Raw genomic sequence first — 26966 nt, forward strand, 5'->3', positions numbered from 1 at the left:
CATACCAAGGGGTGTACGGGCTTCCGCCGCAGCGGGTGATCCGGTCATGACCCGGGTCACCCGCCAACCCGATCATGATTCTAGAGACACAAGGGGTGTTGGAAGCATCGCCGTCGGTGCCAAGCTGGAACACCCCTCATCCGACCTCGCTTCGCGAGGCCACCTTCTCCCACAAGGGGACAAGGAAAGAGCCGCGCCGGGCTACTCGTCCTCGAGGCGATCTACTCGTCCTTGAGGCGGCTCCAGGGGGAGTTGTGCTCGGGGCCGTGCTCGTCGCCGCGCGAATAGTCGCTGTCATCGAGGTCGATGGTCTTGTCGCGTTGCCGGGCCCGGAATCCGCCGGTGCCGAAACTGGTGGCCATCACGATGCGGCCTTTCAGCCGGCGCCAGGCGAGGTCGCGGACCGGCGGCAGCAGCAGCAGAATGCCTAAAATGTCAGTGATGAAGCCGGGAATGATGAGCAGGATCGCCGCCAGCACGACCATGGCGCCATGCGCGAGCTGACGGCTTGGATCTCGTCCGGCGTCCATTTCGGCACGGACCCGGGTCATGACGCCGAACCCCTGGTATCGCAGCAACAGCGCGCCGGCGATGCTCGAAGCCAGCACCAGGCCGACCGTCGCCAGGGCGCCGACCTCCCGGCCGACAACGACGAAACCGGCGATCTCCAGCAGCGGAAGCGCGAGGATGAACAGGGGAAGCAGCGAAATGCGCAAATCTTGACCGATCGTTTCGATGTTTTGCCGGCAGGCGGGCAATCGCCGCTGGCACTGAACCTTTTAGATAGGTATGCCTGCCTTTAATTTGAATGATTGCAGCTTGCGTTCTATATGCTTTGGATGTTGAACGCTATGCGACCGCAGCCATTGCCTGGCCGGGCGGTCCGGCCGGAGTAGGGATTGATTGGCGGAAGATATGGGATTCTTCGACTTCGGCACGATTTTCTTTCTGGTTGCGGCGGTTGTGATCTTTTTCCAGCTGCGCAATGTGCTAGGCCGCCGCACCGGCAGCGAGCGCCCGCCGTTCGATCCCTATACGGCGGGCCGCACCCGCGACGACGCCCAAAAACCCGAGAATGTGGTTTCGCTGCCGCGCAAGCGAGCGCCGGGAGAGCCGGCAATCGACGCCTATGCGGCGATCGACGCCTTCGCCAAGCCTGACACCGATCTCAACAAGGGCCTGCGCGCGATCAAGGACAATGATCCGCAATTCGACCCCAAGACCTTCGTCGACGGCGCCAAGATGGCCTATGAGATGATCGTCATGGCCTATGCCGATGGCGATCGCAAGACGCTGAAGAACCTGTTGTCGCGCGAGGTCTATGACGGCTTTGTCGCGGCGATCGGCGACCGCGAGGCGAAGTCGGAAAAGATCCAATCCTCCTTCGTCGGCATCGACAAGGCCGACATAGTTTCCGCCGAGATGAAGGGCAGCGAGGCGCATATCACCTTGCGCATCGTCAGCGAATTGATTTCGGCAACGCGCGACAAGGCCGGCGCCGTCATCGACGGCGATCCCGAAACCGTCGCCGAGGTCAAGGATGTCTGGACCTTTGCCCGCGATACGCGCTCGCGCGACCCGAACTGGAAGCTCGTCGCCACCGAAGAAGAAGACTGAGCCCGGACCACGGCGGGGTCTGTCGTGTCGCTTTCTCAGGCGTTCCGCGAAAAGTCGTTTGACGATCTGCCCGGCTGGGACGAGGACGACCATCTGGCTGCGTTCGCCGCTTTCCGGCGTTCGGCTTTTCACATCCTGGCGAAACCCTATCGCTCCGGCGGGCTCGGTGTCGACTTCAATGCCTTCACCGAGGCCTATGCTGCAGCCCGCACCGTGTCGCCAACCGACCGGCGCGAAGCCCGCGCCTTCTTCGAGCGGCATTTCATCCCGGCGCACATAGCGGCGGAAAGCGGCGGCGCCGGCCTCGTCACCGGCTTCTATGAACCGGTGGTCGACGCTTCGCCGGTGCGAACCGAACGATTTACGGTGCCGCTGCTGTCGCGTCCGGCCGATCTCGTCGACATCGACGACGGCAACCGGCCCGTCGGCATGGATCCCTATCTCGCCTTCGGCCGCGCGACGCCGGACGGACCGGTCGAGTATTTCGACCGCGGCGAGATCGAGCGCGGCGCGCTCGTCAAGGGTTTGGCCCACAGGGGATTGGAAATCGCCTGGCTCGCCGACAAGGTCGACGCCTTCTTCATCCACGTACAGGGTTCCGCGCGGCTCACCATGACCGACGGCCGGCTTTGCCGCGTCACCTATGCCGCCAAATCCGGCCAGCGCTTTACCGGACCGGGCAAGATCCTGAGTGAGCTAGGCGAAATCCCGCTGGAAGCGGTAACCATGCAGTCGGTCCGCGCCTGGTTCAAGGCGCATCCGCAGCGCATCGACGAGATCCTGTGGCGCAACCGCTCCTATATTTTTTTCCGCGAGATTTCGGTCAGCGAGGCGGCGGTCGACGACCCGGACCTCGGGCCGATCGCTGCCGCAAAAGTGCCGCTGACGCCGGGCCGCTCCGTCGCTGTCGACCGTCTGCTGCATACCTTCGGCACGCCGTTCTACATCGATGGGCCGTCGCTGACCGCTTTCGACAACAAGCCGTTCCGGCGGCTGATGATCGCGCAGGACACCGGCTCGGCCATCACCGGCCCGGCCCGTGGCGACCTGTTCACTGGTACGGGAGATGCGGCCGGCGAGATCGCCGGCGTTGTCCGCAACCCTGCCGATTTCTACGCGCTGATCCCGCGTCGGCTTGTGCCGGGGGCGGGGCGATGACCCGGCGCATCGACAGGCTGAGCGAGGACGACCGGGTGCTGTGGAACCTGGTGGCGCGCACCGCCAAGCCGCTGAAGGGCAAGTCCGCCATCGACATCCCAGATATTGGCCCGGACATCGCTGATGGCAGCAAGCCAATGCTGCGTGACCAGGCGATGGCTCCTGCTACGGCCACGAAAGCCAGGACGCAGCATGTCTCGCATGCGCTCGACGAGCCGACGCTGGAAAAACTGTCGAAGGGTCGGCTGCCGATCGAAGGCCGCGTCGATCTGCACGGCCTGAGCCAGGACGAAGCCTATTCGCTTTTGTTCTCCTTCCTGCACCGGGCGCATGCCGGCGGCATCCGCTATGTGCTGGTGATCACCGGCAAGGGCTCCTCGTCCGGCGGCGACGGCATCCTGCGGCGCGCCGTGCCGGCCTGGCTGTCGACACCCGCATTCAGGCCGCTGGTCTCCAGCCACGACCACGCCGCCCGCAAGCATGGCGGCTCGGGCGCGCTCTATGTCCGCCTGCGGCGCGCGCGCTGATGCGGATGCGCGCATGAGAATGCACCCGACGAGGATGGACTTGTGACCCCGTTCGGCGAAAAGCTTCGCGCCCTGCGGAGCGAACGCGGCGTCAGCCAAAAGGCCATGGCCAGGGCGATCGGCGTCAGCGCCGCCTATCTGTCGGCGTTGGAGCACGGCCGCCGCGGCGCGCCGACCTGGACGCTGATCCAGAAGATCATCGGCTATTTCAATGTCATCTGGGACGATGCCGAAGAACTTGCGCGGTTGGCCGAGACCTCGCACCCGCGGGTAAAACTCGACACGTCGGGCCTCAGCCCCGCCGCCACCGAGCTTGCCAATGTCTTGGCCGAAAACATCGAAAAACTAGACGAGGCGGAGCTTCGCCGCATCACCGCATCGATCCGCGCCGCGCTGGGGCGGACGTAGGGTTTGCCCGACTCGTGTGGAGGCGATCAATTGTCGATGTTGGCGCCGCCCCTCATTGCCCTGCCGGGCATTTCTCCCCGTAAACGGGAAGAAAGAGGCTGATCGCGAACGTGGCCTGCAACGCCGGCGATTGGCGAAATCGTCAATGACAGCACCCCTCTCCCCGTCCCTATACGGGGATAGGATGCCGGCAGGCAGGTGAGGGGCAGCGCAAACGCCTGGAACAGGTAACGCGAAACGCAGCGATCCAGTGGTCGCTTGCAAGAACCTTACTGGACCGCGCCGACCAGAACCGGCTGGCCATCACGGATCGACACCCAGCGACCGGTATTGTCGATCGCCTGCCGCTTGAGGAAGCGGTAGCCGGTCCGGTCCCATGAGCGGACCTTTCCGTCGAGATTGTCGAGGACGTAGTCGCCCTTGCTTGTGCGCACGGTCAGCACGGCATGGCCCTCGCCGTCCGGCTTGCGCACGACGGTCATCAGAAGATTGGCATAGGACACGCCCAAGCGGTTCAATTCGCGGCGCTTTTCCAGGACATAGTCCTCACAGTCGCCAACGCCCCTGACGGGGTAGGCCCAGACCTCGTCCTTGCCGTAAATATCGATGTCGCTTATCGGCTTGACGGCGTTGTTGACCCTGGCGTTGACGCTGAGAATCTTGCGCCAGAGCGCGCCTGTCATGGTGGCGGGGGCGAGATTGCCCGGGTGGATCGAGCATTCGGCCGGACTGGTCTTGCAGAAATCGTAATGGCCGATCGGCTGCGATGTCGGGCCGCCGGTTGCCATTGGCCCGGCCGCCGAAGCCGCCGTAGACCAGCCTGTCGCAAGTGCCAGCCCTAACAGGGCGCACACGCGCAGCCCTCTCGCCATTGGTGAGGAAATCATTGTCCCCCTCGTCCCTTGTTGTTAATGAAACGTTAAGGGCGATCTACAGTCCCTGTCAATTATACCAACGGCCAGTTTTGCGATATGGTTACCCGCGCCGCCGAAAGCGCGGCTATTGTGCAACAGGTCGACTTGAACGGCGGCTGCCATCCGGGACATCTTTACTTTTTGGCGGTGCGAACCAGCTTCGGCCTCACCGCAACGCGGGTCTGGCGGCCATAGCTGGTGATGAAGTCGACGATGCGCGGCACGATTTCGGAGCGGAAGCGCGAGCCGTTGAAGACGCCGTAATGGCCGACCGCCGGCTGCATGTAGTGGGCGTGCCTGTCCGCGGGGATGTTGATGCAGAGGTCGTGCGCGGCCTGGGTCTGGCCGAGGCCGGAAATGTCGTCGTTCTCGCCCTCGACCGTGAACAGCGCAACATTGCGGATATCGGCGGGATCGATGGCGACGCCGCGATGCATCATTTCGCCCTTGGGCAGAGCATGGCGTACGAACACGGTGTCGACCGTCTGCAGGTAGAACTCCGCTGTCAGATCCATCACCGCCATATATTCGTCGTAGAAGTCGCGGTGCTTCTCGGCACTGTCGCCGTCATGCTTCACCAGGTGCATGAAGAAGTCCTTGTGGGCGATGATGTGGCGGTCGAGATTCATGCTCATGAAGCCCGAAAGCTGCAGGAAGCCGGGATAGACCTCGCGGCCGAAGCCCGGCACCGGCCATGGCGCCTGCATGGTGACGTTGTCGCGGAACCAGTCGGTGCCCTTTTCCTCGGCCAGAAGGTTGACCGCAGTCGGATTGCGGCGGGTGTCGATCGGCCCGCCCATCAGCGTCATCGTCGAGGGAACGAACGGGTCGCCCCGCGTTTCCATCAGCGCCACCGCCGCCAGCACCGGGACCGACGGCTGGCACACCGCCATGACATGGGTGTCGGGGCCCAGCGCATGCAGCATGTCGACGATGTAGTCGATATAGTCGTCGAGATCGAAGCTGCCCTCGCTGATCGGCACCATGCGGGCGTCGACCCAATCGGTGATGTGAACGTCGGCATGCGGCAGCATCGCCTCGACCGTGCCGCGCAGCAGCGTCGCGTAGTGGCCGGACATCGGCGCCACGATCAGCAGCTTCGGATCAGGCCGGCGGCCGGCGGGAACCGCCCGCTCGAAACGGAGCAGATTGCAGAACGGCCGCGACCACACCGTCTTTTCGGTGACAGCGACGCTTTTCCAGTCGACGACGGTCCTGGTCAGGCCGAACTGCGGCTTGCTGTAGCGACGCGTCGTGCGCTCGAACAATTCGGCCGTCGCCGCGACCGAGCGGCCCCAGGACGTGTGCGCAAACGGATTGAGCGGATTGGTGTAGAACATCCGCACCGCATCGGCATAGACGCGGGCCGGCTGCACGGCGGCGTGGTTCAATTCGTAGAGCTGGTAAAACATCGAGAACTCCGCTGCTGCGACCGAAGGGACGACAGCAGTGCCGAGCCTTGAATCTCTCGCGCAAAGGTTAACAACAAACTGCTGCGATGCAATACGTCAATTGAATTGATTTATGCTTATACTTTTGTCTAAGGCGTTGAAAAACGGTTTTGAACGGCGGCAGCCGGCTTATTGTGCAGCTGCGAAAGATGCCGGAGAGAGCATGGGCAATCGCTTCAGGGTTTGCGCTGCCCCTCATCCGCCTGGCCGCAAAGCGGCGCGGCCATTTCACACGCGGTCGGTGCACACAGCAGCATGGCCTGAGCTGATGAAGCCGAGCCGCCCCGCGGCGCCCTTCGACAGGTCGATCACGCGACCCTTGATAAACGGGCCGCGGTCGTTGATGCGCACGACGACGCTGCGGCCGTTTTTGCGGTTGGTGACCTTCAGTCTGGTGCCAAAAGGCAAGGTGCGGTGCGCGGCGGTCAGCGCCGACGGGTTCATCCGCTCGCCGGAAGCGGTCTTCGAGGTCAGCGCGTACCAGGAGGCGCGGCCGCATTGCGCGGCGGCAGGGGAGGTGGATGCGCCGACCATCAGGCCGGCCGCTATCGCCGCCGCGACAAGCGCGGTCCGGTTGGGTTTCTTCATCTGCGGCAAGGGGCTCCGTTTGACAGACCCGGCCGTTACGGATGGAATGTGGCACCAAATGCGGCAGTCGTCTGGCGGTTCCATGACAATAGTACACGTTTGGAGTCGGCGCGAAACAGTCTGTCATGGAATGTCGGGATTGCGCCGATGTATGTTTGGTGGTCTTCGCACCAGCACCGGGGTGTTTCCGGCAAGACCCGGCTTTATCATGCAAGTAGATGTGACAGCGAGCGGGTCGCTTCCTTTCGCCTTGCCATCGCGGCCATGGCGGAATTGACGATCGACTTGGGAAGGGAATTCCGGTGATGAGATTGATCAAGAATCTGCTGGCGCTGATTGTGCTCGCCCTCGGTGCGCTGTGGTCGCTGCAGGGCATCGGCTTCGTCGGCGGCAGCTTCATGACCGGCCAGTCGCAATGGCTTTATATCGGCATCGTCACTGCGCTGGTTGGCCTGGGCGGGCTGGTGTGGGCGAACCGTTCGCTCCCCTGACACTCGAACGGCCCTGGCGGCGTTTCGGTCAACCGGCGAATGCGCGGCCCGCCGCAAACACGCATTTCCTGTTTTGCGCGCAGCTTCGGCAAATGAATGCTGCGAATGGCCGACGATTTAAAAACCGGTTCCTGTATCGCGGCTAAGTATAGTAGTCTTATCGACATTACAGGAATTGGGAGAACGATGAGCGATGTCCATATCGCGGCGATCACCCGCATGAGTGCCGAGCGCCGGCTGTCGCCATTGCCGTGCCTCGCGGCTTCAGGAGGAAAAACGTCCGGCAAGTCGTCGCAGCGGCTTAAAAAATCAAGCAAAATCAATGGTGCCGTCTTGTATATCATGTCACTAGAATTTATGTGTCTTGAAAGCCTGGACGCGGACGCGGTGGGGACGCACGCCAGGCGTTTCGCAACCGGTGGCCCTTCGCCATCGCATGACAGAGAAACGTTCGGTCTATGCTCACAAAAAAGGGCAAGTACGGCCTCAAGGCGCTCGTCCATCTGGCGCGGCTGCCGGTTGGTCAGCTCGCCTTCGTCGGCGATATCGCCGCCGGAAACAACATCCCGAAGAAATTTCTCGACGCCATCCTCGGCGAACTGCGCAATGCCGGTTTTGTCCAGAGCCGCAAGGGCAAGGAGGGCGGTTACCGCCTGGCGCGGCCGGCGGATGAAATCAAGATCGGCCACGTCGTGCGCGTGCTCGACGGGCCGCTTGCCCCAATTCCCTGCGCCAGCCGCACCCGGTATCAGCGCTGTGAAGACTGCAACGAGGCGACATGCCAAGTCCGACATCTGATGCTGGAGGTCCGGCAAGCGATCGCCGAGGTGCTGGATCAGCGCAGCCTCGCCGAGATGCGCGATATCGCCGGCGACGACGACCTTTCGGCTGCGTTGAAAATCCAGGCCTGAGCCGGAACGGACGGCTCCTCAGGCAATTGGTGCGCGCATGACCGGCCGCGCAAATTCGATTGTCCCAAGTTCGATCATTGTCGTCGGCGGCGGCGCCAGCGGCGTCGTCCTTGCCGCGCATCTGTTGAAGTCGCCCAATCCCGATCTGCGTGTCACGCTGATTGAAAAGCGCCCGCATTTCGGCCAGGGCATCGCCTATTCCACGCTGCTGTCGGCGCATGTGCTGAATGTCAGCGCGGCCGGCATGAGCGCCCATGCCGATGACCCCGGCAATTTTTGGCGCTGGCTGCTTGAGCGCGGCCTGGCAACGCCAGAGCAGGCGCCGGTCTACGCACCGCGCAGCGTCTACGCCCGCTATCTGAAGGAACTGCTGGACGAGCTCGAGGCCCGCGAGACGGGGCGTCTTCGCCTGATCCGCGAGGAGAGCCTGTCGATCTCGCCGACCGGGTCCGGGGTCGAGGTGGCGCTGGCCAACGGTACCAGCGTCGTCGCCCACCTTGCCGTGCTGGCGACCGGACATGACGAGGAGCCAGGTGCCGGCCACGGCCATGCGATCAGGATGGGATCGGAGGCCGACACCGTGCTCGACGGGGAAGCCCGGGTCCTGGTGCTGGGCACGGGGTTGAGCATGGTCGATGCCTTCCTGTCGCTTGAACAACGCGGCCATCGCGGCGAGATTATTGCGGTGTCGCGGCGCGGCCTGATGCCTTCGCCGCATCGCAAGGGCAATCCGATCAAGCTCGACGTCGCCGACATTCCGCTCGGCACCCAGCTCTCCTATTTCGTCGGCTGGTTTCGCGACCTGATCCGGGAAAACCAGAAGGCCGGCATCGACTGGCGCGACGTCGTCGACGGTCTCAGGCCGTTCAACCAGAAGATCTGGCAGAACTGGCCGTCTTCGGCCAAGCGCCGCTTCGTCGAGCACACCAAGGCGTGGTGGGACATCCACCGCCATCGCATGGCGCCAGAAGTCTATGCCCGTGTCACCGAGGCGGTGAAGTCGGGCCGCATCCGGCTTGTCGCCGGGCGCGTCGTCGGCATCACGGCGGGCGACGAATTCAGCGTGCAGGTCCAGTCGCGTCACACGCAAAACATCGAGACGTTCGACGTCGCCCGCATCTACGATTGCACCGGCATCGCCAGGGACATCTCGACAACGTCGAACAGCGTGGTGCGGTCGCTGGTCGACCGCGGGCTGGCCCGGCCGGATCCGCTTCGCCTTGGCCTCGACGTATCGGACAATTGCGAGGTCATCGCCAGCGACGGCACCGTCTCGGCCAAGATCCTGGCGGTCGGGCCACTGACCCGCGGCACCTTCTTCGAGATCGACGCCATACCGGATATTCGTGTGCAATGTGCAAGGCTGGGGAAGCGGTTGCTGGGGTGAGGTCGGCGCTCTACGGCGGTGCTGTCCCGCGACCTTATCGTGATTGGCGTGACGGAGCGGCCCCACCGGAATCCCATTCCCCGTCTGGCCAATGGATTGGCACGATCTATCTTCTTTCAGACTGCAAACGGCTGGAAAAGAAGATAGGCTGACAGCCTGCCCAAGGCGGTCGCTTGACCATGGAGCATCAGCATGAGCGTGCACAAGATTGCCCTCCCGGACAGGGAAATGTCCCGCCTGCGTCCGCCCTATGCATCGGTTCTCGACCTGATCGGACAGACGCCGGTTGTCGAGCTGACCAAATTCGACATCGGCAAGTGCCGGCTGTTCATCAAGCTCGAAAGCCAGAATCCCGGCGGCTCGATCAAGGACCGAATTGCGCTGTCGATGATCGCCGACGCCGAAAAACAGGGCAAGCTGAAGCGCGGCTGCACCATTGTCGAGGCGACCGCCGGCAACACCGGCCTTGGCCTCGCGCAGGTCGGCATCCCCAAGGGCTACCGCATTATCCTGGTCGTGCCCGACAAGATGTCGCGCGAAAAGATCCAGCATTTGCGGGCGCTCGGCGCGGAAGTGCGCATGACCCGTTCCGATGTCGGCAAGGGCCACGCCGAATACTATCAGGACATGGCCGAAAAGATCGCCGCCGAGCTGCCCGGCGCCTTCTATGCCAACCAGTTCGCCAATCCGGCCAACCCGGACGCCCATGAAACCACGACCGGTCCGGAGATCTATTCGCAGCTCGGCGGTGACGTCGATGCAGTGGTCGTCGGCGTCGGCTCGGGCGGCACGCTGACCGGGCTTGGCCGCTATTTCGCAAAAACCTCGCCGAAGACCGAGATGATTCTCGCCGATCCGGTCGGCTCGGTGCTGGCGCCCCTGATCAAGACCGGCAAGATGCAAGAGGCCGGCAGCTGGACGGTGGAGGGCATCGGCGAGGATTTCGTCCCGCCCAATGCCGATCTGTCGCTGGTCAAGAAGGCCTACTCGATCCCCGACAAGCAGAGCATGCTGGCGGTGCGCGACCTGCTCTCCAAGGAGGGCATCCTCGCCGGCTCGTCCTCCGGCACGCTGCTTTCGACAGCGCTGCGCTATTGCCGCGAGCAGACCGTGCCGAAGCGGGTCGTCACCTTCGTCTGCGACAGCGGCAACAAATATCTGTCGAAAGTGTTCGACGATTTCTGGCTGATCGAGCAGGGCCTCGCCGAGCACGAGCAGCATGGCGATTTGCGCGACCTGGTGATGCGCACGCACCGCACCGGCGACATCGTGTCTGTCGGCCCGGACGAAAGCCTGCTCAACGCCTATGGCCGCATGCGCCGTTCGGATGTCTCGCAGCTGCCGGTGCTGGACGACGGCAAGCTGGTCGGCATCGTCGACGAAAGCGATATCCTCGCCCACGTCGAAGGCCCCTATGACAGCCGCTGGGACCGTTTCAAGGCCCCGGTGCGCACGGCGATGACTTCCAATCTGCACACGCTGCAGGCCAGCCAGACGCTGGACGCGCTGCTGCCGGTGTTCGACCGCAACGAGGTCGCCATCGTCTTCGACGGCGACGAATTCATCGGCCTGATTACCCGCATCGACCTGATCAACCATCTGAGGCGCCGCGCAAGATGACCATCAAAGCCACCGTTTCGGGCAGCAACCGCCTGGCCTTCTCGACGCGCACCATCCATGGCGGCCAGAGCCACGACCCGACGACCGGCGCGGTGATGGTGCCGATCTATGCGACCTCGACCTATGGCCAGCAGAGCCCGGGCGTGCACAAGGGTTTTGAATATGCCCGCAGCCAGAACCCGACCCGCTTTGCCTTCGAGCGCGCGGTGGCCGATCTCGAAAGCGGCGCAGCCGCCTTCGCTTTCGCCTCGGGGCTGGCGGCGATCGCCACGATCTTCGAACTGCTCGATTCCGGAGCCCATGTCGTTGCCACCGATGATATCTATGGCGGCACGTTCCGGCTGCTGGAGCGGGTGCGCAAGCGCTCGGCCAATTTGCAGGTCGACTTCGTCGACTTCACCGATCTGGCCGCGGTCGAAGCGGCGATCCGCCCGGAAACCAAGCTGCTCTGGGTCGAGACGCCGACCAATCCGCTGCTGCGCGTCGTCGATCTCGAAGCGGTCGCAGCCCTGGCCAGGCGCAAAGGCGTGCTCTCGGTCGCCGACAACACCTTTTGCAGCCCCTACCTGCAGCGGCCGCTGGAGCTCGGCATCGACATATCGGTGCATTCGACGACGAAATACCTCAACGGCCATTCCGACATGGTCGGCGGCGTCGCCGTGGTCGGCGACAACAAGGATCTCGCCGACCGGCTGAAATTCCTGCAGAACGCCATCGGCGCCATTTCCGGACCGTTCGACAGTTTTCTGGCGCTGCGCGGCCTCAAGACGCTGGCGCTGAGGATGGAGCGCCATTCGTCGAACGGCCAGAAGATCGCGCACTGGCTGGAAAGCCGTCCCGACATCCGCCGCGTCATCTATCCCGGTCTCCCCAGCCACCCGCAGCACGCCATCGCCAGGCGGCAGATGCACGCCTTCGGCGGCATGATCACGGTCGAGCTCGACCGCGACCTCGCCGGCACCAAACGCTTCCTCGAACACACGCAACTGTTCACGCTGGCCGAAAGCCTCGGCGGCGTCGAAAGCCTGATCGAGCACCCGGCGCTGATGACACATGGCTCGATCCCGGCCGGGAAGCGGGCCGAGATCGGGATTTCCGATTCGCTGGTGCGGTTGTCGGCTGGCATCGAGGACGGCGATGATCTGATCGCCGATCTGGATCAGGCGCTGGGGGGGTGAGGGGGGGTCCGTGCCCTGTTGGATAGTGGCGTCAGTTTGAAATTTCCCGGCTGACTGGCGCATCCAACTGTGAATTGACAAAGGCGACGTACCCTCGCTTTGCTATCGGGGCAACCTGGAGGGAAAGTCATGGCTTACTCGTATCGTTGCAGGGATTATCCGGGAAACGAGGCCTGTCCAGCGATGTTCACGGCAGAGACCGAGGCGGAAGTGATGAAGCACGTCGAGCTTCACGGCGCGATCGCTCACGGGGAAGACCCGAAGCAATGGTCGCCGGAAGACCGTAAACAGGTCAAGAAGCTAATTTTAGCGACCTAAACTCGCTTCTTATACGGGCCGCGCAGTGCGACCGTCACTATCTCCAATGCTACGGCAAGCATTTAGGAGTTCGGCCGATAGGCGACAACGCCTAGGCGCGATGAAATTTTCAAACTGACCCAACCGCCCGTTGACCTGAGTGGCATCCGGCGGAATTGTGGCCTTCCCTGCAATTGCCCACAGGCACGGTTGAAGTCATGACTACTCGAGAGCGAGACCAGCCGACGGCAAACGACGCCCCGCCCACCTTCGCGGTGCTGGTCTTCCCCGGCTTTCCGATGATGGCGTTCAGTTCGGTCATCGAGCCGTTGCGCGCGGCCAACGTGCTGGCCAAGAAAGAATGCTACCGCTGGATCATCGTCGGCGCCGCTGAAGGCCCGGTCGCGGCCTCGAACGGGGTCGTCATCCAGCCCGGCTTTTTTGCCGGTGATGCGCCGAAGGTCGACCGCATCGTCGTCTGCTCGGGCGGCGATGCCGATCATCTAGTGGCCGAAGACGCGGTGAGCTGGATCCGCAGGAGCCTGCGCGGCGGCGCCCATATCGGCGCGGTGGCGGACGCCGCCTTCTTTTTGGCGCGGGCCGGCCTGCTCGACGGCCATGCCTGCACCTTGCACTGGACCAGCCAGGCGGCGTTCACCGAGGCGTTTCCGGACGTCGAGCTCAGGCGCGATCTCTACGTGATCGACCGCAAGCGCTTCACCTCGGCCGGCGGCGTCGGCAGCCTCGACATGATGCTGGAGATCATCACATCAGACTATGGCGCCGAACTCGCGGCCGGCGTCGCCGAATGGTTCGTGCACAGCCCGCTGCGCTCCAGCGTCGACCGCAAGCTGATGCCGCTGCGGTTACGCACCGGCGTCCAGAACGAGCTGGTGCTGGCGGCCATCGCCATCATGGAGGATGCGGTGGAGGAGCGGCTCGGCATGGCGGCGCTGGCGGAAAAGCTCGGCGTCTCCTCCGACAAGCTCGAACGCAACTTCCGCTCCGAGCTCGCCATCTCGCCCAACGGCTATTACCGCCGCCTGCGGCTGAAGCGCGCCGCCGACCTCCTGGCGCATTCGACGCTGATGGTTCGCGACGTGGCGCTGGCCTGCGGTTTTGCTTCGATGTCGAGCTTTGCGCGGGCGTTTCGGGAGGAGCATGGGCATGCGCCGAAGGTGGCGCGGAGGCATTAGGCGTCCGCGCGCTGACGCGGCGCAACGACGGCGGGACAGCGCCCCCCTCTGGCCTGCCGGCCATCTCCCCCACTTGGGGGGAGATCGGGTGTCATCGCTGATTTCGCCAATCGCCAACGTTACAGGAATGAGCGGAACGCCGAAGCTGCCAATCTCCCCCCAAGTGGGGGAGATGTCCGGCAGGACAGAGGGGGCGCCCTAGAGCATCACGGAACGGCTTCAAGCGGTATCCGGCACAACATCTGCGGGATTCCGCACAGCCTCTTCGCGGTGCACCGCTATGTTCAGGGCTTCCAGGAGGCACCCATGAGCATTGTCGTGTTCGACCCCGACAGCACTGAGGACGTCGACTTCAAGAACCGCATGCGCCACCCGGCGGCGGCCGATCCGGCCGGCGGCATGTGGCTGTCCGACACCGAGCCGTCCTTCATCGATGCGGACGCGCTGCGCAAAAGCCGGCTGGCGAAGCTGCGTGCCTGGATGCGCGAGGCCGGCTATGGCGGCGTCGTGCTGTTCGACCCCTACAACCAGCGCTACGCCACCGGCTCGCGCAACATGTTCGGTTATTTTCTGCGCAACTCGACCCGCTACTTCTTCATCCCGACCGAAGGGCCGATCGTGCTGTTCGAATATCCGCAGAGCTATCATGTCTCGATGGTGCTCGACACGATCGACGAGGCGCGGCCGTCGAAGCTGGTGTGGTCTTCGGTGTCGGGCCGCGACGACGAGACCGCCGGCCCGTTCGCCGACGAAATCACGGAGCTGGTCAAGGCGCATGGTGGCGGCTCGATGAAGCTCGGCCTCGACCGCTGCGGCCATCTGCAGGCGCTGGCGCTGGAAAAGCGCGGCTGTGAGGTCCGGGATTGCCAGGGCGAGATCCTCGCCGTGCGGGCGGTCAAGACGCTCGAAGAGGTAAAATGCCTGCAGGTATCGATGGCCGGCGCCGAGGCGGCCGTCTATGCGGTGCGCGAGGCGATCAAGCCCGGCGTGTCCGAGAACGACCTGTTCGCCATCATGTATCACGAGGTGATCCGCCAAGGCGGCGAGTTCATCGAAACCCGGCTCTTGACCTCGGGCCAGCGCACCAACCCGTGGTTCAACGAAGCCAGCGGCCGCAAGATCAGGCCCGGCGAACTTTTGGCGCTGGATACCGATACGATCGGCTGCTACGGCTACTATTCGGACTTCTCGCGCACCTTCCGTTGCGGGCCGGGCAAGCCGACGGATTATCAGAAATCGCTCTACCGCATGGCCCACGACCAGGTTCAGCACAACATCTCGATCGTCAGGCCGGGCATGGCGTTTCGCGAAATTGCCGAAAAGGCCTGGAAGATCCCGGATCGCTTCGTCGACCAGCGCTACACGTCTGTCATGCACGGCGTCGGCATGCATGGCGAGACGCCGTTCATCGCGCACGCCATGGACTACGAGACCTATGGCCGCGACGGGTTTGTCGTGCCCGGCATGGTGGTCAGCGTCGAGAGCTATATCGGCGAGAAAGGCGGACGCGAGGGCGTCAAGCTCGAGGACGAGATCCTGGTCACCGAGACCGGCACCGAGCTTTTGTCGCGCTTTCCCTATGAGGACGACTTTCTGGAGAAAGAAGTTTGATCCCAGCATCCACCACCAATCGAGGTGCGGTATCGCAAACCTTCGGGAGTAGCCGCAGAGCCCATGCTCTCGTCATCCTAGGGCCTTCGCGACGCCGCTTCGCGGCTGCTTCGCCCTGGAATGACGAAGTTCAGGTGTCCGCATGAAGGGCCCGGTCTCGATCAAACGCGGCACGGTGGCCGCGGTGTTCGTCGACCTCCAGGAGGAGCATCGGCAGGACAAGCGTTACCTGGTCGAGGGTTTTGCCGACATCCTCGCCAACGTCCAGCGCCTGCAGGCGGCGGCACGGGCCAACGATGTGCTGCTCTATCATTCGGCCTATATCGTCGATCTCACCAGGGAGGCGCGGCGGTTCCATCCGGTCGATGCCAATGGCAGGTCGGCCTTCTCCGACAAGGACGATCCGCTGACGGCGATCTGTCCGGAAGTGGCGCCGGTCGCCGGCGAGATGATGCTGGTCAAAACCGAGGCCAGCGCCTTCGGTGCGGGCCCTGCCGCCGGCCGGCTCAAGGCCGAAGGCATCGAGTGGCTGGTCGTTGCCGGCGTATGGACCGAGGCCTGCATCGACGCCACCGTCAGGGATGCGGTGTCATCGGGCTTTCGGGTGCTGCTGGTCAAGGACGCCTGCGGCAGCGGCAGCACGGCGATGCACCAGACCGCCATCCTCAACCTTGCCAACCGGCTCTATGGCGGCGCCGTCACCACAACCGACGGCGCCTGCCGATTGATGGCAGGCGAGACGGTCGATGGATGGCAGGTCGTGGGCTCGGTGCCTTTGCGCTTCACCTATGAAAACGCCGCCCGGCTATACGCCGAGCTCTGAACCAGGAAGGCTGGCGATCCTTCGCGCCCCCTCTGTCCTGCCCTCCCTGCCAAAACTTGGCATCTCCCCCACGAGGGGGGAGATTGGCAGTTTCGGCGCTGCGCTCCTGCTGCGATGTTGGAAATTGGCGAAAGCCGGGACGACAGCCGATCTCCCCCCAAGTGGGGGAGATGCCCGGTAGGGCAGAGGGGGGCGCTGTCCCGCCGGCGTCTCGAAAGGTTCTGCGCCGCAGTAGCGCAAGCTTCTGCGGAACAGCGCACAACGCCTGCGGAAACCCGAACACTTTCCCGCTGAATCCCGCACTATCATCGCCTATGGCCAAGGGCGCCCGGCGACCGCATCCGCCCCCGCGAAGCGGTCGACCGGGCGCCGACAGGGAGGATTCGACGATGAAGTTGATGCTGACCGAAAGAGCGCTGCATCCGCAGGCCGAGCCCGTCGCCGACGGTTTTAAAAAAGGCAGCATGAACCGGCGCGAATATCTCGCCACCATGGCAGCACTTGGCGTCAGCGTCGCCGGCGCGCTGGCGCTGGTCGGTCTCGCGCCTTCCCCGGCCAGGGCGCAGGAGCCGAAGCGCGGCGGCGTCTTGCGCGTCGCCATGAACGTCAAGGGCTGGAAGGACCCGCGCACCTTCGACGGCGTCGAAATGTCCAATGTTGCCCGCCAGTGCAACGAGTATCTGGTACGCTGGAACCGCGACTTCACCTTCGAGCCGTGGCTGCTCGAGAGTTGGGAGACCAGCGACGACGCCCGCGTGCTGACGCTGCACGTCCGCAAGGGCATCACCTGGTCGAACGGCGACACTTTCAACGTCGACGACGTCGTCCACAACCTGACGCGCTGGTGCGATGCGAGCGTTGCCGGCAATTCGGTCGCCGAGCGGATGGGGGCGCTGGTCGACGCCGCCACCAAGAAGCCGATCGACGGCGGCATCGAGCGTGTCGACGACTTTACCGTCCGGCTCAATCTGCCGAAGCCCGACATTTCGCTGATTGCCGGCATGACCGACTATCCGGCGCTGATCATGCACCGCAGCTACGACGGCGACGGCGATCCGCTGAAGGCCTTGGCGATCACCACTGGACCTTGCGAACTGGTGGCATGGGACGCCGAGGTCGGCGCCGAGGTCCGCCGCAAGGACAAGCCGTGGTGGAAGGGCGATTTCTGGCTCGACGGCATCCAATGGGTCGACTACGGCTCCGATCCCAATGCGATGTTTTCGGCCTTCGAATCGGGCGAGATCGACACCAACCACGAAACCGCCGCCGATACCGTCTCGCAGACCGACGCCATGGGTCTGAGCAATTCCGAGCTTGCCACCGGCTCGACCATCGTCGCGCGCTTCAACGTCGGCAATCCGCCCTATGACGACATCAGGGTGCGGCGCGCCGCCCAGCTCTCCGTCGACAATGCCGCAATCCTGAAGATCGGCATGGACGACCGCGGCAAGCCGGCCGAGAACCATCATGTCGGCCCGATGCATGCCGAATACGCCGATATCGGCCCGTCCGTCCGCAATGTCGACGAAGCCAAGTCGCTGCTTGCCGAGGCCGGCAAGTCCGATCACGAATACGAGCTCATCTCTGTCGATGTCGACTGGCAGAAGAACACCGGCGACGCCATCGCCGCGCAGATGCGCGACGCCGGGCTGAAGGTCAAACGGACCGTGCTGCCGGCGGCGACGTTCTGGAACGACTGGAGCAAATATCCTTTCTCCTGCACCGAGTGGCTCGGCCGGCCGCTGGGCGTCCAGGTGCTGGCGCTGGCCTACAGATCGGGCGCTGCCTGGAACGAGACCGCCTACGCCAATCCGGAGTTCGACGCCTTGCTCGACAAGGCGCTGGCCACACCCGACGCCAGCGCGCGCAAGGAGATCATGGCCAAGATCGAGCGGAATCTGCGCGATTCCGGCATCATCATCCAGCCCTACTGGCGCTCGGTCTACCGGACGTTCCGCAAGGGCGTGCACGGCTGCGAGCAGCATCAGTCTCTGGAGCAGCATTTCGAAAAGGTCTGGCTCGAGGCGTGATCCTCGTTGCGGGGCACAGGGGCAATCGTTTCAGGTTTGCGCTGCCCTCATCGCCCTGCCGGGCACTTCTCCCCGTATAGTGACGGGGAGAAGGGGCTGGCCTCAATGCCGGTGCCCTTCCAGTAACGCTGGTGATTGAATGAAACCATTAATGAAAGCGCCCCTCTCCCCGTTCTACGGGGAGAGGATGCCGGCAGGCAGGTGAGGGGCAGCGCCGACATCAACAGTCGATCACCCCACACGCTTGGGCGCTGTGATTTGTCTGAGGTGATTGCCAGGATCCTTAGCCGGCGACGCCAGGCCTTGAAATCTCCTGCCCAAGCCGCACCGTCTCCCGCACCAACAACAGGTCGTCGCGCCGGGTGCGGTGGTTGTTGATCGCTACCCTGAGGCAATGCTGGCCGTGCACCGTCGTATCCGAAAGGGCGGCGATGCCGTCTTCCTGCAGCCGCAGCATGATCTCGGTGTTGAGCGCCTTCTGCCGCTCTCCCGTCAGCCCGTCGCCACGGTAGCGGAAACAGACGATGTTGATGCTCAGTGGCGCGACCCGTTCCAGCAGCGGTTCGGCGGCGATCAGCGTGCCGAAATAATGTCCTTGTGCGATGCTCTGGTCGATCAGGCGGCCGAATTTCTCGATGCCGTGCTGCTTCAGCGCCATCCACACCTTCAGCGCCCTGAAACCGCGTGACGTCTGCAGGCCAAAATCATGCAGCCACTGGCCCGACGCGAGGCCGCGCGGCGTCGATTCCAGATATTCCGGCGTCACCGCGAAGGGTTTGCGATGCGCTGAAGCATCCCTGACTAGGATCAGGACCTATTAATTTGGCATTCAGCAGTCGATTGCAACGGGCCGCCAGCCATCGCTCAAGCGATGGACCAGAAGCCCTTGTGTGAGCTCCTGCTCGCCAGGAGGAGTTAGGCTGCGACTTCCCGGATCGCTCGCGCAAAGACGGGCAAAGAGCGCTCCACCATGCCGTCGTTTGCAGTCAAACTGATCCGCAGACGTCCAGGCAATTGGGCGACGCTGCCGGGCAGCACCCAGACACCGTCACTTGCGAGGCGTGCCGCGAAGGCCATGTCGTCCGGTATTGGGGAGCGTGGAATGAGATAGAAGGTACCTTCAGGCACCGGCAGGTCGTATCCCGCTGCCCTCAAGCCTTCGACCATGCGATCGCGGCGCCGCGCAAGGGCTGCGACATCTATGCTGAGCTTCTCGAGATCAGGCAGTGCCCGCTGCAGGGTACGGCCGGCGAAAGCCCAACCGTGCGAAACCTGCGCTATGTCGACAGCCTCGCGCAACAGTATGCGATCGGCCTCGGGCATGTCCGCCCCGAGTGCGAGCCAGCCCAGGCGCTCGCCGGGCGCGAGCAAGGTCTTGCCGAAGGAATAGGCGATCAGCGTGTGCGGATAGCTCTCGGCCGGACTGATATGCGCATGGCCGTCAAACACCAGTCGCGCATAGGGCTCGTCGGCAAGGAGATAAATCACCTTGCCAAATCTTTCGGACGCGGCCGCGAGCTTGTCGGCGAGCGCGTCGAGTTGAGCGCGGGGAAAGATGCGGCCGGTCGGGTTGTGCGGCGTGTTGACCACCACCACGCGGGTGCGCGGGGTGATCGCTGCCTCAATCCTTTCGAGATCGAGGTCATAGGTTCCCGGTGCTAGGTCGACGGCGACGGGTGTCCCTGCCGCGCCGCGAATCTGGGCACCATAGGCGAACCAGCCGGGACGCGGATAGATGACCTCCTCTCCAACCTCGAGCACGGCGAGCAGCGCAGCCGCTATCGCGCCGAACCCTCCCGCGGTGATCGCAATGTCGTCTGGCTTGTAGTTTCGGCTTCGCGCCTGGCTGAGCGAACGGGCCACCGTTTCGCGCGCCAGCGCATCGTACTTTTTATAACCGAACCAGTGAACATCCTGTGGCTCGACGTGGCGGATCAATGCATCGACAAATCCACGCAACGGCGTTTCCTGCGGATTGCCGAACATGAAATCGCAGGCATCGGGCCCCAGGCCGTCGCCCTCCAGGACGTTTCGCGCAAAATCCATGACCGTGCGCATTTCCTCTGTGACGGCGAGCATCCGGCTGGACACGGTGGCGATTGGCACGACGCACTCCCCCTGCTGCAGGCGGGGCATGTCGAGCGTTTCTTCGAAAGCCATGCCAAAGGATTTTGGCGTCGCGTCCATGGTGGTTTCTCCCTCTCCTGCTACTCGGCCGGGAACTGGCCGCTGGGTGTCGACTGCGAAAGAGCCATTTCCTCCGCGTCCATCTCGGCTTCGATGCCGTCGAACAGCGGCGTCGTCATGTAGCGTTCGCCGGTGTCGGGAAGCATGCACAGGATCACCGAGCCGGGTGCAGCTTTTTCGGCGATCTGGCGTGCCACGGCAAAGGTCGCTCCGCCGGAGATGCCGGTGAAAATCCCTTCCTTTTGCGCCAGCGCCTTGGCCCATTTGATGCCTTCGGCCCCGGCAATCGGCACGACCTCGTCATAGAGGCTGGCGTCGACCGCCTCCTGCAGGACGTTGGGAATGAAATCCGGCGTCCAGCCCTGGATCGGGTGCGGCTCGAAGGCCGGATGGCTGGCGGCGGGTGCGCCGTCGGCGCCGCGCTCCTGCGCCTTGCCGCTGCCGATGAGCTGGGCATTGGCGGGTTCGGCCAGCACGATCCGGATCTCGGGACGCTCGCGGCGCAGCACGCGCCCGACACCGACGACGGTGCCGCCGGTTCCGTAGCCGGTGACGAAGCAGTCGAGCCGCGATGCGGCGAAGTCGTTGATGATCTCGCGCGCCGTCGTCGCCTCGTGAATGGCGGCATTGGCCTTGGTCTCGAACTGGCGGGCCAGGAACCAGCCATTGGCCTTGGCGAGCTCGACCGCCTTGTTGTACATGCCAAAACCCTTCTGGGCACGCGGCGTCAGCACCACCTTGGCGCCCAGCATGCGCATCAGCTTGCGCCGCTCGATGGAGAAACTGTCGGCCATCGTCACCACCAGCGGATAGCCTTTTTGCGCGCAGACCATGGCCAGACCGATGCCGGTGTTGCCGCTGGTCGCCTCGACGACGGTCTGGCCCGGTTTCAGGGCGCCGCTGCGCTCGCCCTCCTCGATGATGTTGAGCGCCAGCCGGTCCTTCACCGACGCTGCCGGATTGAAGAACTCGGCCTTCACATAGATCGTCACATGATCGGGGCCGAGATTGTTGATCCTGATCACCGGCGTATCGCCGACCGTGTCGATAATGCTGTCGAACAGGCGGCCGCGACCGGCCGTGGTCCTGATTTTCCGTTGCTGCAACATGTCTGCTCTCCCCTTTTTGTTGTCGTCACGAGGTGTTCGTTGTCACGAGCCGGTTACAAACCGGCGGCTTGGGCGGCGAGGTTTCGAGACCTTGCCGCGATACGGTCCGTTGCCGTCAACGCGGCCCGGAAAGCTGGCAATGCGGGCAACCGGCGCGGAAAATTCGTTGCCGGATGCCCTCGATCGCTTTCGATGGTAAAACAGAGGACAACTGGCCAGCGTGGGAGCAAGCGTGGAAACGCACGTGGAATCCGCTCGATCGAGCCTGGACGGCGCAGCGGCCGGGCTGTCCGTGCGGCTGCTCGGGCCGCTGACGGTCATCGGTGACGGCGCCACCGTGCAACTGCCGGCATCGCGCAAGCTGCGCGCGCTCTTCGCCTATCTGGCGCTCGCGCCGCATGCCGTCGGCCGCAGCCGTCTGTGCGAGCTTTTGTGGGATGTGCCGAACGATCCGCGCGGCGAGCTTCGCTGGTGCCTCAGCAAGCTCAGGGGCATTCTTGACGAACCGGATCGCCACAGGATCGAAACATCAGGCGACACGGTCGCGCTCGATCTGAAGGGCGTTTCCGTCGACGCCTTCGATGTCGCCTCGGCCGCCGCCACGGGCATCGAGACGCTCGATCTTGAGCGGCTGCAGGCCCTGTCCAGACTATTCGTCGGCGACTTCCTCGACGGGCTGGAGATCGACCGCAGCCCGCATTTCAACAGCTGGCTGATCGCGCAACGCCGCCGCTTCAGCTCGTGGCACGCCGCCATTCTGGAACAGCTGGTCAGCAAGCTGCCGGCGGATGCCGACGAAATGTCCGCGCATCTGGAGACATGGCTGGAACTCAATCCGTTCGACGAGCGCGCGCACGTGGCTCTTCTGACAAGCCTGGCGCGACGCGGGCAGATCGCCGCCTGCGAGGACCATCTTGCCTCGGCGGCGCAGCTGTTTGCTTCGGAGGATCTGGATTTCGGACGCGTTCGTGAGGCATGGCGGTCGATCCGCAGCGAACGACCTGCCGCGACGCTCCGGGCGCAGCCGGCGCTGTTGCCGGCAGCCGCGCAAGCGTCAATTGTGCTTCCCCATGCCGATACTGCTACGTCAAAGGCCTCGCTCGCGGTGATGCCGTTTGTCGAGGAAGCCGGGATCGGCGGCCCTCGCGGCGGCCCCTCTCGCGGTGGATTGGCCGACGGCCTGAGCCACGACATCATCACCCGTTTGGCCAAGCTCAGGGATTTCTTCGTCATCGCCCGCGGCTCGGTCTTTGCGCTGGCCGAAAAGAACATCGCGCCGGAAGATGCCGGCCGGCGACTCAACGTCGACTACGTCGCCACCGGGACGGTGCGCAGCCAGGCTGGCCGTGTCGCCGTCAGCGTCGAACTTGTCGAGGTGCGCACGGCCAGGATCGTCTGGGCCGAGACCTTCGAACGCAGGCCCGACGACATCTTTGCCGTCCTCGACGACATCGGCGACAGCATCGTCTCGTCGATCTCCGCCGAGATCGAGATGGTCGAGCGCAACCGCGCCATGCTGAAAGCGCCCAGCTCGCTGAATGCCTGGGAGGCCTACCATCGCGGCCTCTGGCACATGTATCGCTTCACCCGCACGGAAAACGAGCAGGCCCGGCATTTCTTCGACATGGCCCTGAAGCTCGATCCGACCTTCGCCCGCGCCTATGCCGGCCTGTCCTTCACCCATTGGCAGAACGCCTTTCAGCGCTGGGGAGACCGCGACCAGGAAAGCGCGCTCGCCTTCGAGACTGCCGGCCAAAGCCTTCTGGTCGACGATCACAATCCGGCCGCGCACTGGGCCATGGGCCGGGCGCTGTGGTTGCGCGGAGAGCAGGACGGCTCGCTCATCGAGCTGGAACGGGCGGTGGACCTCAGCCCGAACTTCGCGCTCGGTCATTACGCGCTTTCGTTTGTCCACTCGCAGTCGGGTGATCCGAACGCGGCGATCGGTTCATCCGATCACTCGCGCCATCTCAGTCCGTTCGATCCGCTGCTGTTCGGCATGCTCGGCGCCAGGGCGATGGCGCATGTCCGCCTCGGGCAGTTCGACGAGGCCGCCGAATGGGCGCTGAAGGCCGCCGCCCGTCCCAACGCGCATGCCATCATCCTGGCGATCGCGGCGCACTGCCTTGCGCTGGCGGGGCGGCTTGACGAGGCCCGCACTTTCGCGGCCGCCATCCGCAAGACGCTGCCGAACTACTGCGCCGACGATTTCATCGGCACCTTCCGCTTCGAGCCGGACGCCGAGGCCATGTTCCGGCAGGGCGCCAGGCGGATTGGGCTGGGGTGAACCAACCCACGCGGCCCTGACTCGGCCTAGGTAGCGTTTGGTCCTGCTCCGCTGGAGCACTGCCGCAAGGCAACGGCATGGATCCTAGGGTCTGCGCCGCGTCGCTTCGCTCCTTGCTTCGCCCTAGGATGACGAAGTCGTGGTGGTTTATGCCAATCGCCAGCGTTGGAGATTTGTCTGCCCGACTGGCCGGCAGCGAAGGTCCACAGCACTTTCAGCGGCGAATCTCAGTGGCAATCGCAAACCTCCAGGATTAGCCGAAACACCCCTCCCTTCGTCATCCCAGGGCGGAGCAGGAGCGAAGCGACGTCGCGGAGACCCTGGGATCCATGCCGTTACATCAGAGCGTCACGACGGTGCAGAACCTTTTATGGCGGAGCGAGGCGCCCCCCTCTGTCCTGCCGGACATCTCCCCCACAAGGGGGGAGATTGGCAGCTTGGGCGCACCGCTCGCTCCTGCAACGGTGGCGGTTCGCGAAGGCGGTGATGACGGCCGATCTCCCCCCAAGTGGGGGAGATGTCCGGCAGGACAGAGGGGGGCGCGAAGGATCACTACAGATCAGCATTTATCCTGAGCCGCTGCATTCTCGCGCTTCTCTCAGCTGGCTTGCCGCAATTATATGCCGAGCATCGACTTGGCTTGGTTGAGCGCAGCCTCCGATCCTGCATGATCGCCGGCGGCGTGCAATTTCTCGCCCTGGGCGCGCAGTTCCTTGACTTTGGTCTTGTCCGCCTCGGCGATGGTCGCGGTCGGCAATGCCGCGTCGATCTTGGCCATGATGGTCGGGCATGAATTCGCAAAGGCTGTCGCAGGAATGACCGCCAGGAAAACCGCAAGCGAAATTGATCGTAACATGGACGTTTCTCCCTTGCCGGAACGCGCAATTTCGCCGACCGGCGCAGGAATGGTACAGCCAATGCCCGAACCTGCCAATCGCGATGATGCCGCTGGGTTGAGACACGCTGCCGTCGGCCGGGCTTTTCTCCTAGTGTCTGAACCTCGCCGCGGCTGGTCGCCACCAATCGTCACGTCCGAAGCCGACGCCACGTTCGCGGCAATCGTCAGATCGCCGCAAAATCCTTCGACCAGAGCGGATCAGGTGGGCTGAACGGATTTGACATTGCCTTCGGTATCGACAAGGCAGCTTGTCTTCTTGCCGCTGGCATCGAGTTCGACCCGATAGGTTGTGGAATCGATCTTGCTCGACGAAACCGGAAGTATTTTGCTGCTGTCGGCACCGCTCGCCTTGGCGGCTGCGTCGGCGCAAAGCAGCTGAAGGTCGGCCGGGGCCGTCTCGACCTGGGTCCTGGACATCTGGTCCTGAGGCGGCGGCGGCGGCGGCGTGCTGACGCAAGCGCTCAAGGCCCCCGCCAGGAATCCAATTGCTGTTGCCCGGATCGAAGTTCTCACTGCAGGTTTTGCCGACATTGCTTGTCCCTCTCCGAATGCCGCTTCACACACCCCGGCTTCACACACCCCGGCTTCAAACACCCCGGCTTCAAACACCCTTGTAAAGTGCCGCCCCCTGCATGAGAACGATGACCTTGGCCCCAACCTTGACGCGTGATGCCAGGTCGGTGATGTCGTCGTTCCGCATCCGGATACAGCCTGATGACACGTCGAGCCCGATCGTCCACGGCTCCGGCGTGCCGTGTATCCGGTAGATCGTGTCCTGGTCGCGCTCATACAGATAGAGCGCCCTGGCGCCGAGCGGGTTGTCGGGCCCTCCCGGCATGCCTCCCGCATGTTTGACAGCATTCGGATCGCGAGCGACCATTTCGGCTGGCGGCGTCCAGGTCGGCCATTCCGCCATGCGGCCGACGCGCACGATTCCGGCCCATCCAAAGCCTTCCCGGCCGACGCCGATACCGTAACGCATGGCGCGCTGACCCGGCTGCACAAGGTAGAGAAAATGCTGGTTGCCGTCGATGATGATCGTACCGGGCGCTTCCGCGGTGCGGAACTTGACCATCTGCGGGCGAAACGCCTCTGGCACCTGATTATGCGCGGCATAGTATTTGCGCGCCTTGGCGCGGTCATAGTCCACCCATTTGCGGGTTTTCGGATCGAAAACCTGGGTTCCGGCAGCCAGCGCCGCCACCGCGACAAGACCGAGCGCTACCGCGACAATTGCCGTCAGGGAGCGCCGCTGGAGAGCGGTGCGTCCCGCGATCGTCAGCTTTCCGGTCATGGATTTGCCCACCCTTGCACCCGAGCGCCCTGCGCGGCGACCCATTGTTTGGCGTACTCGTAAGGATCCTGGCGCTCCACCTGGAGCGCATAACTCATCTTGGTGGCGTCCTCGGGCTTGAGGGCGACCCGTTCCAGGAACGCGACCACCTCAGGATATTTCTTGCGCAGCGAGGTGGCGTAAGCGATGTGGAAATGTGCCGTATCCCATGACACCGGCGCGCTGGACTTCGCGACCCAGAGCGGGTCCTCGGAAGGCAGCACGATCTTCCACTTTGCCGGGTCAAAACGCGGCTCGGTAAGCCGGACAATTTCGTGCAGTTCAAACACGTGATGCGGTGCATAGCACGCAAACACCATCGGTTGAGCTGTGGCGACAGCGGCATCGACAGCGGCCATTCCGACATCCTCCGGCGTCTCCAGCAATGTCATTGTCTCGGCGTAGCCATAGCTGTTGGCGCGGACACGCTCGATAGCCGTCGAGGACCAACCCTCGGCGCCAATCCAGAGTTCTCCGCGTCCGTCCCGATCAGTGTCCAACGCGGCGGTTTTGCGCGGGTCGGTGAGATCCGAAATGTCGCGAATGCCAAATTTGTCGGTCGTTTCGCGGGTAGCGCATATGCCTTGCCATGCCGGCACACCGATGGGACTGATGGCTACCGTGCCGGCGCCGTCGACATACTTCTTCACCAGATTGTCCAGGTTGGGCAGCCAGATTTCGGGATGAATATCCACCTCGCCCGAATCGAGGCCGGCAAAGGCAATAAGCGTCCCCATCTCGCGCACATCGGCATCGAGCCCGAAATGTTGCTTCAGGCTGACCTTGAGAATGTTTGCCGTCGCCTGGCCCGACGGCCAGTTCGGCATCGCAATGACGAGATCAGCCGCGTGGACCGGGATGTTTACCGCCAGCATCAATGCCGCAAGCGACATTCTCCGCAGGCACTGCCGCAATCGGTTGTGCATTTCTTTCCCCTCGCTTCGG

General features: G+C 63.8%; 25 protein-coding genes and 1 pseudogene. 15 read left to right on the forward strand and 11 right to left on the reverse strand.

Annotated features, from left to right (window positions below; translation table 11 throughout):
* Window positions 1-221: 221 nt before the first annotated feature.
* Window positions 222-716, reverse strand: a complete 495-nt coding sequence (locus AC0L2M_RS09470) for an FxsA family protein (protein ID WP_473534665.1) — start codon at window positions 714-716, stop codon at window positions 222-224.
* 199 nt (window positions 717-915) lie between these two features.
* On the opposite strand from AC0L2M_RS09470, the gene AC0L2M_RS09475 reads away from it, so the two are divergent.
* Genes AC0L2M_RS09475 through AC0L2M_RS09490 form a run of 4 tightly spaced genes read left to right on the forward strand, consistent with a single transcriptional unit; the run spans window position 916 to window position 3710 of the window.
* On the forward strand, window positions 916-1617 hold the full coding sequence (locus AC0L2M_RS09475) for a Tim44/TimA family putative adaptor protein (RefSeq protein ID WP_473534666.1): 702 nt from the start codon (window positions 916-918) through the stop codon (window positions 1615-1617).
* Window positions 1618-1641: 24 nt separating this feature from the next.
* Window positions 1642-2775 carry a murein transglycosylase A gene (gene mltA, locus AC0L2M_RS09480; protein ID WP_473534667.1) on the forward strand — a complete coding sequence of 378 codons (1134 nt, stop codon included), beginning with the start codon at window positions 1642-1644 and terminating at the stop codon, window positions 2773-2775.
* On the forward strand, window positions 2772-3302 hold the full coding sequence (locus AC0L2M_RS09485; RefSeq protein ID WP_128176589.1) for a Smr/MutS family protein: 531 nt from the start codon (window positions 2772-2774) through the stop codon (window positions 3300-3302). Before mltA ends, AC0L2M_RS09485 begins: the two co-directional genes overlap by 4 nt.
* Before the next feature lie 42 nt (window positions 3303-3344).
* Window positions 3345-3710 (forward strand): helix-turn-helix domain-containing protein, encoded by a 366-nt coding sequence (locus tag AC0L2M_RS09490; RefSeq protein ID WP_023802676.1) that lies wholly within the window; start codon window positions 3345-3347, stop codon window positions 3708-3710.
* 269 nt (window positions 3711-3979) lie between these two features.
* On the opposite strand, the gene AC0L2M_RS09495 is transcribed toward AC0L2M_RS09490, so the two are convergent.
* The 3 genes from AC0L2M_RS09495 to AC0L2M_RS09505 form a co-directional block, all read right to left on the reverse strand.
* A complete protein-coding gene (locus AC0L2M_RS09495) occupies window positions 3980-4597 on the reverse strand; it encodes a transglutaminase-like cysteine peptidase (protein WP_091592049.1) in 618 nt (205 codons plus the stop codon).
* Window positions 4598-4758: 161 nt separating this feature from the next.
* Complete coding sequence (locus AC0L2M_RS09500) at window positions 4759-6036, reverse strand: polyhydroxyalkanoate depolymerase (protein ID WP_128171021.1); 1278 nt, start codon at window positions 6034-6036, stop codon at window positions 4759-4761.
* Window positions 6037-6303: 267 nt separating this feature from the next.
* Window positions 6304-6663: a septal ring lytic transglycosylase RlpA family protein gene (locus tag AC0L2M_RS09505; RefSeq protein ID WP_023802673.1), complete on the reverse strand. Its 360-nt coding sequence runs from the start codon at window positions 6661-6663 to the stop codon at window positions 6304-6306.
* Between the two features lie 305 nt (window positions 6664-6968).
* On the opposite strand from AC0L2M_RS09505, the gene AC0L2M_RS09510 reads away from it, so the two are divergent.
* The 10 genes from AC0L2M_RS09510 to AC0L2M_RS09555 all read left to right on the forward strand — a co-directional run bounded on the left by AC0L2M_RS09510 (window position 6969) and on the right by AC0L2M_RS09555 (window position 18207).
* Window positions 6969-7154, forward strand: coding sequence for a hypothetical protein (locus AC0L2M_RS09510; protein WP_473534668.1), 186 nt, complete (start codon window positions 6969-6971; stop codon window positions 7152-7154).
* A 458-nt stretch (window positions 7155-7612) separates the two neighbouring features.
* Window positions 7613-8065 (forward strand): RrF2 family transcriptional regulator, encoded by a 453-nt coding sequence (locus AC0L2M_RS09515; protein WP_023802671.1) that lies wholly within the window; start codon window positions 7613-7615, stop codon window positions 8063-8065.
* A gap of 37 nt (window positions 8066-8102) precedes the next feature.
* On the forward strand, window positions 8103-9452 hold the full coding sequence (locus AC0L2M_RS09520) for an FAD/NAD(P)-binding protein (protein WP_473534669.1): 1350 nt from the start codon (window positions 8103-8105) through the stop codon (window positions 9450-9452).
* A gap of 192 nt (window positions 9453-9644) precedes the next feature.
* On the forward strand, window positions 9645-11072 hold the full coding sequence (locus AC0L2M_RS09525) for a pyridoxal-phosphate dependent enzyme (protein WP_473534670.1): 1428 nt from the start codon (window positions 9645-9647) through the stop codon (window positions 11070-11072).
* A complete protein-coding gene (locus AC0L2M_RS09530; RefSeq protein ID WP_254017567.1) occupies window positions 11069-12250 on the forward strand; it encodes a cystathionine gamma-synthase in 1182 nt (393 codons plus the stop codon). Before AC0L2M_RS09525 ends, AC0L2M_RS09530 begins: the two co-directional genes overlap by 4 nt.
* Window positions 12251-12379: 129 nt before the next feature.
* On the forward strand, window positions 12380-12568 hold the full coding sequence (locus tag AC0L2M_RS09535; protein WP_023802667.1) for a DUF1059 domain-containing protein: 189 nt from the start codon (window positions 12380-12382) through the stop codon (window positions 12566-12568).
* A gap of 197 nt (window positions 12569-12765) precedes the next feature.
* Window positions 12766-13743, forward strand: coding sequence for a GlxA family transcriptional regulator (locus AC0L2M_RS09540; RefSeq protein WP_473534671.1), 978 nt, complete (start codon window positions 12766-12768; stop codon window positions 13741-13743).
* A gap of 306 nt (window positions 13744-14049) precedes the next feature.
* Window positions 14050-15354 carry a M24 family metallopeptidase gene (locus tag AC0L2M_RS09545; protein WP_473534672.1) on the forward strand — a complete coding sequence of 435 codons (1305 nt, stop codon included), beginning with the start codon at window positions 14050-14052 and terminating at the stop codon, window positions 15352-15354.
* 142 nt (window positions 15355-15496) lie between these two features.
* Window positions 15497-16177: an isochorismatase family protein gene (locus AC0L2M_RS09550; RefSeq protein ID WP_473534673.1), complete on the forward strand. Its 681-nt coding sequence runs from the start codon at window positions 15497-15499 to the stop codon at window positions 16175-16177.
* A gap of 389 nt (window positions 16178-16566) precedes the next feature.
* Window positions 16567-18207, forward strand: coding sequence for an ABC transporter substrate-binding protein (locus tag AC0L2M_RS09555; RefSeq protein ID WP_473534674.1), 1641 nt, complete (start codon window positions 16567-16569; stop codon window positions 18205-18207).
* Window positions 18208-18490: 283 nt separating this feature from the next.
* On the opposite strand, the pseudogene AC0L2M_RS09560 reads toward AC0L2M_RS09555, so the two are convergent.
* The 3 genes and pseudogenes from AC0L2M_RS09560 to AC0L2M_RS09570 all read right to left on the reverse strand — a co-directional run.
* Window positions 18491-19012: pseudogene (locus AC0L2M_RS09560) on the reverse strand (pyridoxal-dependent decarboxylase); the annotation flags it as partial.
* 110 nt (window positions 19013-19122) lie between these two features.
* Window positions 19123-20394, reverse strand: a complete 1272-nt coding sequence (locus tag AC0L2M_RS09565; RefSeq protein WP_473534675.1) for an aminotransferase class I/II-fold pyridoxal phosphate-dependent enzyme — start codon at window positions 20392-20394, stop codon at window positions 19123-19125.
* A 20-nt stretch (window positions 20395-20414) separates the two neighbouring features.
* Window positions 20415-21503, reverse strand: coding sequence for a PLP-dependent cysteine synthase family protein (locus tag AC0L2M_RS09570; RefSeq protein WP_287283823.1), 1089 nt, complete (start codon window positions 21501-21503; stop codon window positions 20415-20417).
* 232 nt (window positions 21504-21735) lie between these two features.
* Between AC0L2M_RS09570 and AC0L2M_RS09575 the strand changes: the two genes are divergently transcribed.
* Window positions 21736-23790: a BTAD domain-containing putative transcriptional regulator gene (locus AC0L2M_RS09575; RefSeq protein ID WP_473534676.1), complete on the forward strand. Its 2055-nt coding sequence runs from the start codon at window positions 21736-21738 to the stop codon at window positions 23788-23790.
* A 616-nt stretch (window positions 23791-24406) separates the two neighbouring features.
* Here the strand turns inward: AC0L2M_RS09575 and AC0L2M_RS09580 are convergent.
* The 4 genes from AC0L2M_RS09580 to AC0L2M_RS09595 form a co-directional block, all read right to left on the reverse strand.
* Window positions 24407-24646, reverse strand: a complete 240-nt coding sequence (locus AC0L2M_RS09580) for a hypothetical protein (protein WP_473534677.1) — start codon at window positions 24644-24646, stop codon at window positions 24407-24409.
* A gap of 240 nt (window positions 24647-24886) precedes the next feature.
* Window positions 24887-25105 carry a hypothetical protein gene (locus AC0L2M_RS09585; RefSeq protein WP_036263676.1) on the reverse strand — a complete coding sequence of 73 codons (219 nt, stop codon included), beginning with the start codon at window positions 25103-25105 and terminating at the stop codon, window positions 24887-24889.
* A 184-nt stretch (window positions 25106-25289) separates the two neighbouring features.
* Complete coding sequence (locus tag AC0L2M_RS09590; RefSeq protein WP_027155339.1) at window positions 25290-25982, reverse strand: L,D-transpeptidase; 693 nt, start codon at window positions 25980-25982, stop codon at window positions 25290-25292.
* On the reverse strand, window positions 25979-26947 hold the full coding sequence (locus AC0L2M_RS09595; protein ID WP_473534678.1) for an ABC transporter substrate-binding protein: 969 nt from the start codon (window positions 26945-26947) through the stop codon (window positions 25979-25981). The genes AC0L2M_RS09590 and AC0L2M_RS09595 overlap by 4 nt, the downstream gene beginning before the upstream one ends.
* Window positions 26948-26966 lie beyond the last annotated feature (19 nt).

It is taken from the genome of Mesorhizobium sp. WSM4806 (assembly GCF_055811635.1).